Origin of the sequence: Aeromonas sp. QDB62 (genome assembly GCF_027705695.1) — a bacterium.
In the GTDB taxonomy this organism is placed as follows: Bacteria; Pseudomonadota; Gammaproteobacteria; order Enterobacterales; family Aeromonadaceae; genus Aeromonas; species Aeromonas allosaccharophila.
This window is the reverse complement of sequence record NZ_JAPDCD010000034.1, coordinates 45,400-54,886: the sequence shown is the minus strand read 5'-3', so window position 1 is coordinate 54,886 and position 9,487 is coordinate 45,400. Positions and strand designations below refer to the sequence as shown.

The 9,487-nt window shown below is 59.0% G+C and carries 11 protein-coding genes; 2 read left to right on the top strand and 9 right to left on the bottom strand.

The features are described from left to right. The 4 genes from OKC27_RS16485 to potA all read right to left on the bottom strand — a co-directional run bounded on the left by OKC27_RS16485 (position 1) and on the right by potA (position 3,957). Positions 1–1,131 carry an extracellular solute-binding protein gene (locus OKC27_RS16485; protein WP_270806493.1) on the bottom strand — a complete coding sequence of 377 codons (1,131 nt, stop codon included), beginning with the start codon at positions 1,129–1,131 and terminating at the stop codon, positions 1–3. A gap of 81 nt (positions 1,132–1,212) precedes the next feature. Continuing rightward, a complete protein-coding gene (gene potC, locus OKC27_RS16480) occupies positions 1,213–1,983 on the bottom strand; it encodes a spermidine/putrescine ABC transporter permease PotC (protein WP_005336644.1) in 771 nt (256 codons plus the stop codon). Continuing rightward, positions 1,980–2,867: a spermidine/putrescine ABC transporter permease PotB gene (potB, locus tag OKC27_RS16475; protein WP_270806492.1), complete on the bottom strand. Its 888-nt coding sequence runs from the start codon at positions 2,865–2,867 to the stop codon at positions 1,980–1,982. The genes potC and potB overlap by 4 nt, the downstream gene beginning before the upstream one ends. Further along, positions 2,854–3,957, bottom strand: a complete 1,104-nt coding sequence (potA, locus tag OKC27_RS16470) for a spermidine/putrescine ABC transporter ATP-binding protein PotA (RefSeq protein ID WP_197929982.1) — start codon at positions 3,955–3,957, stop codon at positions 2,854–2,856. Before potA ends, potB begins: the two co-directional genes overlap by 14 nt. A gap of 201 nt (positions 3,958–4,158) precedes the next feature. Between potA and OKC27_RS16465 the strand changes: the two genes are divergently transcribed. Both OKC27_RS16465 and OKC27_RS16460 read left to right on the top strand, forming a co-directional pair. After that, positions 4,159–4,896 carry a hypothetical protein gene (locus OKC27_RS16465; RefSeq protein ID WP_075113594.1) on the top strand — a complete coding sequence of 246 codons (738 nt, stop codon included), beginning with the start codon at positions 4,159–4,161 and terminating at the stop codon, positions 4,894–4,896. A gap of 16 nt (positions 4,897–4,912) precedes the next feature. Beyond that, positions 4,913–5,599 (top strand): DUF2987 domain-containing protein, encoded by a 687-nt coding sequence (locus OKC27_RS16460; RefSeq protein ID WP_270806491.1) that lies wholly within the window; start codon positions 4,913–4,915, stop codon positions 5,597–5,599. A gap of 103 nt (positions 5,600–5,702) precedes the next feature. Here OKC27_RS16460 and ttcA read toward each other — a convergent pair whose 3' ends face one another. The 5 genes from ttcA to ccoS form a co-directional block, all read right to left on the bottom strand. Further along, positions 5,703–6,611: a tRNA 2-thiocytidine(32) synthetase TtcA gene (ttcA, locus tag OKC27_RS16455; RefSeq protein WP_042062333.1), complete on the bottom strand. Its 909-nt coding sequence runs from the start codon at positions 6,609–6,611 to the stop codon at positions 5,703–5,705. A 74-nt stretch (positions 6,612–6,685) separates the two neighbouring features. Continuing rightward, positions 6,686–7,633, bottom strand: a complete 948-nt coding sequence (uspE, locus tag OKC27_RS16450) for a universal stress protein UspE (RefSeq protein ID WP_111808199.1) — start codon at positions 7,631–7,633, stop codon at positions 6,686–6,688. A 139-nt stretch (positions 7,634–7,772) separates the two neighbouring features. Then, on the bottom strand, positions 7,773–8,528 hold the full coding sequence (locus OKC27_RS16445) for an FNR family transcription factor (RefSeq protein ID WP_042062338.1): 756 nt from the start codon (positions 8,526–8,528) through the stop codon (positions 7,773–7,775). A 68-nt stretch (positions 8,529–8,596) separates the two neighbouring features. Further along, positions 8,597–9,283, bottom strand: a complete 687-nt coding sequence (locus OKC27_RS16440) for a sulfite exporter TauE/SafE family protein (protein ID WP_197929989.1) — start codon at positions 9,281–9,283, stop codon at positions 8,597–8,599. Then, positions 9,267–9,455, bottom strand: coding sequence for a cbb3-type cytochrome oxidase assembly protein CcoS (ccoS, locus tag OKC27_RS16435; protein ID WP_042062342.1), 189 nt, complete (start codon positions 9,453–9,455; stop codon positions 9,267–9,269). Before ccoS ends, OKC27_RS16440 begins: the two co-directional genes overlap by 17 nt. Between the last annotated feature and the right edge of the window lie 32 nt (positions 9,456–9,487).

Here is a 9,487-nt window from a genome sequence, read left to right as displayed (position 1 = left end):
CTACCTGAAGCAACACCGCTTATATACCCGCACACTTGGAATTATTTGAGTCTCTAAAAATGAGGGGATCTCTGAGGCCACCATGGCTTTAAGCTGCAGGAAGTACTGCTCGTAGAGTCGGGAGGCATCCCCCACATCGGACTGGAACTCCCCCTTGCGTTTGATCTCGTCGCTCGGGAAGACCATGGGGTTGTTGCGAAACGCCGGGGTGAGCAGGGGAATGGCATCCTTGACCGGGGTGGGGTAGCCAATTGCCTCGGCCACCTTGGCGGCCACATCGGGGCGCATCAGGAAGTTGATCAGGGCGTGCGCCTCTTTCACATGCTTGGCCTTGGCCGGAATGGCGAGGTTGTCCATCCAGAGCACGGCGCCTTCTTCGGGGTAGGTCATCTGGATGGAGGGGTATTCGCGCTGGGCGCCGTAGGCCGATCCGTTCCACAACATGCCGATATTGACCTCACCGGCGATAAAGGGGTCGGCCGGGTTGTCGGAGTTGAACGCCTTGACGTTGGGCATCAGCTTTTTCAGGTATTCGAACGCTTCGGCAATTTGCGCCTTGTCTTGGGTGTTGGGGCTGTAGCCCAGCTGCACCAGCGCGATATGGAACACCTCGCGGGCATCGTCCATCAGCAGCAGGCTCTCTTTCCACTCCGGTGCCCAGAGCTGCTTCCAGCTGGTCACCGGCTGCTCGATGATGTCGGTGTTGGTGCCGATCCCGGTTGCGCCCCAGATATAGGGGATGGAGTAGCGGTTGTCCGGGTCGTACTCGTGGTTGAGCAGGGTAGGGTCGAGGTGCTTGAAGTTGGGCAGCTGGGCGCGATCCAGCGGCTGCAGCATTCCCTCTTTGGCCATTTTCGAGATGAAGTAGGTGCTGGGCACTACCACGTCATAGCCATCGCCATGGGTTTTCAGCTTGGCGTAGAGGGTCTCGTTGGCTTCGTAGGTGGAGTAGATCACCTTGATGCCTGTCTCTTGCTGGAACTGCTCCAGCAGGCCGTCCGGCACATATTCCGACCAGTTGTAGAAGTAGACCACCTTGTCGTCGGCCGCGTGAGCGTTCTGGCTCAGCAGCGGGGTGGTGAGGGTGAGGGCGGCTGCCAGCAGGGCGCCAGCCTGGTGTTGGATTGTCATCAACAACTCCTTGGGGTTATGGGGCCTTGCGGCCCACCGTGACAGAGTTCGCCAAAGGTGGCGGGGACGAAACGGGCAGGGTTAACCCTGCCGTTTGCGCAGTAACAGTTGCGCTAGCAGCACCATCCCGAGGGAGGCGACCAGCATCAGGGTGGCCAGGGCGTTGACCTCGGGGGAGACCCCCACCTTGACCATGGAGTAGATCTTGAGCGGCAGGATCTCGTAGGCCGGGCCGGTAACAAAGGAGCTCACCACCACGTCGTCCAGCGACAGGGTAAAGGAGAGCAGCCAGCCCGCCATCACCGCTGGCAGGGCCAGCGGCAGTATGATGCGGCGCAGGATGATCCACTCGCCAGCCCCCAGATCCCGCGCTGCCTCCAGCATCCGCACATCAAAACCGCACAGCCGCGAGTAGACAGTGATCACCACGAACGGCAGACAGAAGGTGATGTGGGCGATCAGCAGCGACCAGAAGCCCAGCGCAATGCCGGTCACTACAAACAGGGTCAGCAGCGAAATGGCCATCACGATATCGGGGGACATCATCACCACGAACAGCATGCCGCTCACGTACTGCTTGCCGCGAAAGCGATAGCGAAACAGCGCCACGGCGGTGAGGGTGCCGATCAGGGTGGCTGCGGTGGCGGTGAGGGCGGCAATAGTCAGGGAGTGCTGGGCCGCCTGCATCAGACTGGCGCTGGCAAACAGCTTCTCATACCAGCCCAAGGTAAAGCCGCGCCAGTCGATGCCATATTTCGACAGGTTGAAGGAGTTGGCGATCAGCACCCCGATGGGCACATAGAGATAGCCAAACACCAGCAGCAGGAACAGAGCTTTCAGTGCGCGCATCATGCCAGCTCCCCCTTCTTGCTGAGCAGCTTGCCCGCCCGCCAGTAGCAGTAGACCAACAGCGCCATCAGCACCGTCAGCATCACGCTGATGGCGGCGCCAAAGGGCCAGTCACGGCTGTTGAGGAACTGGGTCTTGATCAGGTTGCCGATCAGCAGGTGCTTGGCGCCCCCCAGCAAGTCGGAGACGTAAAACATCCCCATGGCGGGCAGGAACACCAGCAGACAACCGGCGATGACGCCGGGCAGGGTGAGGGGCAAGATGATCCGCACCAGCCGCTGCCAGCCGTTGGCGCCGAGATCCCGCGCCGCCTCCAGCAAACGGCCATCCAGATTCTCGATGCTGGAGTAGAGCGGCAGCACCATAAAGGGGAGCAGCACATAGACCAGTCCGATGATGACGGCCACCTCGGTATACATCATCTGCAGCGGTCGCTCGATAAGCCCCAGATCCAGCAGCCAGCCATTGATCAGCCCCCGGGTGCCGAGCAGCACCTTGAGCGCATAGGTACGGATCAGGGAGTTGGTCCAGAACGGCACCACCACCAGAAACAGCAGCAGCGGGCGGATGCGTGTTGGAAGATGGGCCAGCAGCCAGGCAAAGGGGTAGCCCACCAGCAAGCTGATGCTTGTGGCGAGCAGCGCCAGCCAGAGGGAGTGGAGCAGCACCTCGAAATAGAGGGGGTCCAGCAGGCGGCCATAGTTGCTCAGGGTAAAGAGTGGCGCGATAAGCTCGGATTCATCGCGGGTCAGGAAGCTGACGCCGATGATCATCAGGTTGGGCAGGAAGACAAACAGCGTCAGCCAGCCCAGGATCAGCGCGATGGCCGTGTTGCGAAAGCCATTGTGGGCAAAGCTGTGCGCTACCCGCAGATTAGTGAGGCTCATAGGGCAGCACCACCTCCCAGCTGTCAACCCAGTGGATCGCCACCTCCTGACCCAGACGGTAGTCAAAATCGGGGTCATCCTCGTCGAAGAACTCGGAGATAAGCAGCTGTTTGCCACTTTCGAGCTCGATCACCGAATCCAGCGTCGCCCCCTTGTAGTTACGCTCGCGGATATTGCCCCGCAGCGCGCCGCTCTGATCGGCATCCTGATCGAGAATGCGCAGATCTTCCGGGCGCAGCAGCACCAGCACCTTCTCGTCTGGCTGGAACGGCAAGGTGGTATGGAGCAGGCATTCGCGCCCCTCTACCTCCGCCTGCCAGATACCGGGCTCGCGCTGGCTGATCAGCTTGCCATCCATCACGTTGATCTCGCCGATAAAGCGGGCCACGAACAGATTAGCTGGCGATTCGTAGATATCGCGCGGGGTGCCGCGCTGGATGATCTTGCCCCCCTCCATCACCAGGATGCGATCAGACATGGTGAGCGCCTCTTCCTGATCATGGGTAACGAAGACAAAGGTGATGCCAAGGCGACGTTGCAGCGCCTTGAGCTCGCTCTGCATCTGCTTGCGCAGCTTGTAGTCGAGCGCCGAGAGGGATTCGTCGAGCAGCAGCAGGCGGGGCTTGTTGACCACGGCGCGGGCGATGGCGACCCGTTGCTGCTGGCCGCCGGAGAGCTGGTCCGGGCGGCGGTTGGCCAGCTCGGTGAGCTGCACCATGGCGAGGGTCTCCTCGACCCGCTGGCGGATCTCGCTGGCAGGCACCTTTTGCATCTGAAGGCCAAAGGCGACGTTTTCAAACACCGTCATATGGGGGAAGAGCGCATAGCTCTGGAACACGGTGTTGATGTGCCTGTGTTCGGCGGGGATATGGGTGATCTCGTCACCGGCCAGATGGATGGTGCCACCATCGACCGATTCGAGCCCGGCCAGCAGGCGCAGCAGGGTCGTCTTGCCGCAGCCGGAGGGGCCCAGCAGGGTAAGAAATTCACCATCATAGATTTCCAGGTCAAGGTCACTCAGGATCACCTTGCCATCGTATTTTTTGCTGATCTTGTTCAGCGCGACAATTACCTGTGGATTGTTCATCATCCGCCAGTCTCACCCCAGCCAGTGGCCATCGTGTTGAAAGAGGGCCGCATTCTATGCAGCCAATCCATGAAATCAAAGGCTTTTTGGCCCGAATTAGCCGGGAGTGGACAGGAAAAACGGCTACGAATAGCAGACCAAATCGCTATAATGTGCCACCTGATTTGGTCGTTTTCGATATTGGATAGTCAATTGAGTAATAAAATGCGTATTGGCGGCTCCCTTGAGCAGTCTCTGAACCAGGGCTACCGCCTTGATCTGAAAGGGGTCATCCAGGAGGGATGGCAACAGACCCGCCGTACCGGATTTGGCCTGCTGCTGGCGATTGTCGGAGTGACGGCGATCTGGATCCTGCTCAGCAATGTGCTGCTGTTGCCCTATCTGGGGGACGACAACCAGATGAATGTGGCCATGGTGCTGAGCCTGCTGATGACGGTGGTGATGGCCCCCATGACCAGCTCCCTCGATATGCTGGGGTTGCAGCAGTCGGTCGGGGTGCGTGCCCGGGCCAACCAGGTGTTCGACTTCTTCCGCCATTTTGTGCGCCTCGGCATGTTGAGCCTGCTTGGCAGTCTGCTCACCAGCCTGTTTGGTCCGCTGTTCGATTTGGTGGGGTTGCCCGCCGTACTCTCTTTCATTCCCTCGGCGCTGATCGGCATGGGGCTGCTCTTTACCGTACCGCTGGTTCTGGAGCGCGGTCTGACGCCGCCCCAGGCCATTCTGGTCTCTCTCAAGCTCTTTGCGCGCGGCTGGCCCAGCATTGTGCTGTTCCACGGCGTGATGACCGCGCTCTTCTTCCTGGCTCTGATCCCGATGGGGTTGGGGCTTATCTGGGTGGCACCGCTCTATTTCAACTGCAAGGGGATCCTCTATCGGGATCTCTGTGGTGTGGCAGTAGAGGTTAATGAGGTGACAGAAGGCCCCAACCATTTCAATGCATGATGCAAAAGGATGTTGAATGACCCGTCGATATGGAGTGACCAAGGCTGTGCGCCAGAGCCTGCTGGCCAGTCTCTTGCTGCCAGGGCTGGCGCTGGCTGAGCCGGTGCTGGATCTGCAATACAGCACCTTCTACAGCCAGATGAAGACCTTTGCCAAAGGGGAGTTTGGTCACGCCAGACTGGGGTTTTATCTGACCGATCCGCAAAATGGTCAGCGCTGCGGCCTGGTCGCTGCGCGGGTATCGACGCAGGACAAGGAGGTCGCGGGCGAGGTGACGGTCGATAGCGAACTGCGCCTGCCGTTTGATGATGATCTCAACCTCGACAAAGGGATGGTGCAGGTCACGCTCAAAGAGCCACATGCCAGCTGTGATATGGCGGTACAGGTGATGGCCGATGCACCGAACGGGCCCGAGCTGCCGCTGGCGGAGCTGGCGGCCCGTCAGCAGCAGATGCAATCGCTGCTCGACAAGATGGCGGGCATGCTCGGCAAGCACTTCTTGCCGAAGATGGAAGGGGTACGCATTACCCTGGTGGAGCAGAGCGGCACCGCTTATCTGATTGATGGCGACCGTCAGGAGGCGCTGCCCTGGCAGGAAGGCCATCTGCTGTTGAGCAATGAGCAGCTTGCTGCGTTCGCCGCAGGGCAACTGCGCCTGCAGGGTGAGGTGCTGCGGTTGACCCCCTGGCTGCACAAGGGGTGAGGCCGGTGGCGCTGTCACCGCAGTGACAGGCCAATCAAGAAAGCAAAAAAGGAGCGATTATCGCTCCTTTTTTATTGCGTGGCGTTTGCCATGTGACAGCGGCTTAGCGCACTTCAATCACATCCAGCATGTCCATCTCATCGATGTCCAGCAGCGGCGCCTTTGGCATCTCGGGCGGATCAAACGCCTTGTCGCCGCCATCGATGATGCCGGAGTCGCGGTTGATGCTCTTGAAGTCAAACAGCTTGTGATCGAGCAGGTGGCTCGGGATCACGTCCTGAATGGCGGTGAACATGGTTTCGATACGACCCGGGAAGCGGCGATCCCAATCCTGCATCATCTGCTTGATGGCCTGACGTTGCAGGTTCTCCTGCGAGCCGCACAGGTTGCACGGGATGATGGGGAAGGCTTTGACCTCGGCGTAGCGGATCAGATCCTTCTCTTTGCAGTAGGCCAGCGGGCGGATCACCACGTTCTTGCCATCATCGCTCACCAGCTTGGGCGGCATGGACTTGAGCTTGCCACCGTAGAACATGTTGAGGAACAGGGTCTCGAGGATGTCGTCGCGGTGGTGGCCAAGGGCAATCTTGGTGCAACCCAACTCCTGGGCGGTGCGATAGAGAATACCGCGGCGCAGTCGTGAGCAGAGGGAGCAGGTGGTTTTGCCTTCCGGTACCTTCTCCTTGACGATGGAGTAGGTATCTTCCTCGACGATCTTGTACTCGATGCCGAGCGAGGCGAGGTATTCAGGCAGCACATGCTCGGGGAAGCCGGGCTGCTTCTGATCCAGGTTGACGGCAACCAGATCGAAATGGATGGGGGCGCTGGCTTTGAGGCTCATCAGTATGTCGAGCATACCGAAGCTGTCCTTGCCGCCGGAGAGGCAGACCATGACCTTGTCGCCCTCTTCAATCATGTTGAAGTCGGCAATGGCCTGACCCACGTTGCGCCGCAGGCGCTTCTGCAGTTTGTTAAAACTGTATTTATCTTTGGCGTTCAGCTCTTCTAGCATGCTCGTAAAACCCGGGACACAAATAAGCGCGTTATTATAGCCATGTCCCGGGGGAGGGCAAGGTGCCAGGCACCTTATGATTGTTTGCGACGACTGTCGACCGGGCAGCTGTAGTCCGCCGGTTTGAGGATCAGGATGTCGCAGGAGAGGCGGTCAATAACATGTTCGGCGGTATTGCCGAGTAAAGCAGCAGAAAGCCCGGTACGGCCGACACAGCCCATGATCATCAATGTCGCCTTGAGCTCTTCGGCCATGTCCGGCAACACCTCTTCCGGTAGCCCTTCAGCTACCCGGGTCCAGAGATGACCAATCCCGAACTTGTCGGCATGGCTCAGCAGCAGGCTTTCGTGGTGTTTGCGGATCGCTTCGTTGTAGGCGTTGGGGTCAAACTCCGGCAGCTCGATGGCCACGTTGACCGGGGTGCCCGGGTAGGTGTTGACCAGATAGAGGTTGGAGCCCAGCAGCTCTGCGATATCGCTCCCTTCCTGGGTGATCCGTTCGTTGAGCAGTTTCTGATCCGGATCGTCGCTTGAGCAGTTGATGGCGGCGATGATGTTGCCGCCCCGTTGCCAGTGACCCTCCTTGACCAGCAGCACCGGACAGGGGCATTTGCGCAGCAGATGCCAGTCGGTGGGGGTAAAGATGAAAGTTTGCAGGAAGCTGTGATGGTGGGTGGCCTTGACCACCAGATCGTGGTGCTGCTCCAGCACCTCCTGAATGACGCATTCGAAGGGGCGATTGTGCCAGACCACCTTCACCTCGCAGGCGATCCCCTGTGCCCGATAGGGGGTCAGGATTTCGTCCAGCCACTCACGTCGCTGTGAAATGACGCCGTCGCGCATCTCTTGCCGCTCGTCCACCGAGAGCATGGCGGTCATTTCATACGAGAAGTCATAGATGGTGAGCAGCAGGGTCAGATGGGCGTTTTCGTCCAGCTCGGCGACTTTGACTGCCCGTTCGAGGGCGATTTGACGCTCCTCTTCTGGATTGATAACCACCAGAATATTCTGATATTTGACCATCTTCTCCTCCTTGGAAAAGTCCAATGACAGCAGAATGTTAGCTATTACAGCTTAGCGCAGGAGGAGGGTAACGGGAACGTACCGGATCACATTCCAGAGGAAAGGATCCGGCAGAGAAAGCGGGGTTTAAGACGTGTGCTTAGCCACAGGCTGGTCGGGTTGCACCGGCCATCATGCCAAGGGCGACCTGATCCAGCACGGTAATGTATTTGCCTTTGACGCTGATAAGACCGGACTTCTGGAAACGGCCGAGCAGACGACTGATGGTCTCGACGGTCAGCCCCAGATAGTTGCCGATATCGCCACGGGTCATGGAGAGACGGAACTCCTTGGCGGAGAAGCCACGCTCGGAGAAGCGTACCGACAGATTGTGCAGGAAGGCGGCGAGGCGCTCTTCGGCATTTTTCTTGGAGAGCAACAGGATCATCTCCTGATCGCCCATGATTTCGTTGCTCATCAGACGCATGATCTGCTGACGCAGCTTGGGCATCTTGCCGGAGAGGTCGTCGAGCACTTCAAACGGGATCTCGCACACCATGGCGGTTTCCAGCGCTTGGGCGAAGGAGGGGTGTGCCTGTTTGTGGATGGCATCGAAACCAACCAGATCGCCAGCGAGGTGGAACGCGGTGATCTGCTCATCCCCTTGCTCGGTGATGGTGTAAGACTTGATGGTCCCGGAACGGATGGCATAGAGCGATTTGAACTCGTCGCCAGCCTTGAACAGCTCTTCACCCTTCTGGATCGGCTTTTTGCGCTCGATGATGCTGTCCAGCTGATCAAGCTCGTTGTCGTTCAGAGTGAAGGGAATACAGAGCTGACTGATACTGCAATCCTGGCAATGAATTGCACAGCCACCGCTCTGGATACGTCTGCCAGGTTTCTTTTCCGGGATCATAGGCTCATACGAATAATTGATTTATATCAAACAAGTTTACCATCAACTCATCCGTTTTGGATAGGGTTTCAAAAGGAAGCAATCCCAATCCACAGGGTATGCACCCCGAACAAAATGAGCAGCAGGGCACCGCCAAGGCGCAAACTGCGCAGGGTGAGCCAGTATCTCAGGCGATCGGCAAGCCCCCCCAACGCAAACAAGGTGGGCAGGGTACCGAGGCCAAAAAAGAGCATGATCAGCGCTCCGCCACTGGCCGACCCCGCCGCCGCGCTCCAGGTCAGCATGGAGTAGACCAGCCCGCAGGGCAGCCACCCCCACACCATGCCAAACGGTAGTGCCTGCAGCGGTGAGGTGAAGGGAAGAAACTTGCCCGCCAGCGGTTTGATACGGGGCCAAAGCCTGGCACCGAGCCGCTCCAGCAGCAAGATCCCGTGCCACCAGCCCGCCAGATAGAGGCCAAGCGCAATCATCAGCAGTGCCGCCACCAGGCGCAGTCCGGCGATGGCGTGTTTGCCAGCGCCCAGTTCGCTGGTGGTCGCCAGCAGCCCGCCAGCCAAGGCGCCTGCAATGACATAGCTCAGGATCCGGCCGAGGTTGTAGTTGAGCAGATAGGCGAGCCGCCCCCAGAAGTGCTGCTTGTTGGCGGGGATCGCCATTGAGAGCGCAGCGGAGACGCCACCGCACATCCCGATACAGTGGGCAGAGCCTGCCAGTCCTACCAGCAGGGCCCCGGCCAGATCAAGGTTGTGGGTCATTGTCAGCAGGCTTTGCGGGTTTGCGGGCGGGTTGCTCTTCGTCAAACAGGATGTTGGAGCCCTGCCGGTCGAGATCTTCAAACTGCTCGGAGCGAATGGCCCAGAAGAAGACGACCCCGGCGATGATCACAAACAGGATGGCGATGGGGATCAGGACAAAAATTATATTCATGAGAGGTACCTTGGCGTTCATCCTTGGCAAGT